Genomic DNA, 591 nt, shown 5'->3' on the forward strand with positions numbered 1-591 from the left:
GGAAGGGTTGGCGAACACTCTCGCGAACGCGCTGAGCAAGGACGACAAGGGCGCCGGTACGGCCGCGGGAGCCGCCGGTTCAGTGGGCTGGGATCTGCCGATGTCCGGTAAGACCGGCACGACCGAGTCTCACCGGTCGTCGGGGTTTCTGGGATTCACCAACCAGCTCGCGGGCGCGGTGTACATCTTCGACGACTCCAACTCACCGTCGGAGATCTGCTCGTTCCCCCTGCGCAAGTGCTACAGCGGAGACCTCTACGGGGGTAACGAGCCGGCGCGCATCTGGTTCGAGGCGATGAAGCCGATCGCGACCGATCTCGGCGAGGTGCGTCTGCCGCCGACCGATCCCCGCTACGTCGAGGGCGGTCCCGGCAGCGAGGTGCCGAACGTGACAGGCATGAACGTCGACCGGGCCCGTCAACGGTTGAAGGATGCCGGGTTCCAGGTTGCCGAGAAGACGACGCCGGTCAACAGCGCGGCCGCTTACGGTGCGGTCGTGGGCACCACGCCGAGTGGTCAAACCATCCCGGGCTCCATCGTCACGATCAACACCAGCACCGGGATCGCGCCGGCACCGCCGCCGCGTCCCGA

1 protein-coding gene is annotated in these 591 nt (G+C 67.3%); it reads left to right on the plus strand.

Features of this window, described 5'->3' with window-relative positions; genetic code table 11:
* The coding region (locus AU072_RS24450; RefSeq protein ID WP_120271690.1) for a PASTA domain-containing protein at positions 1 to 591 on the plus strand (591 nt) is incomplete at both ends.

The sequence above is a fragment of the Mycolicibacterium novocastrense genome (assembly GCF_001499835.1).
Classification (GTDB): domain Bacteria; phylum Actinomycetota; class Actinomycetes; order Mycobacteriales; family Mycobacteriaceae; genus Mycobacterium; species Mycobacterium novocastrense.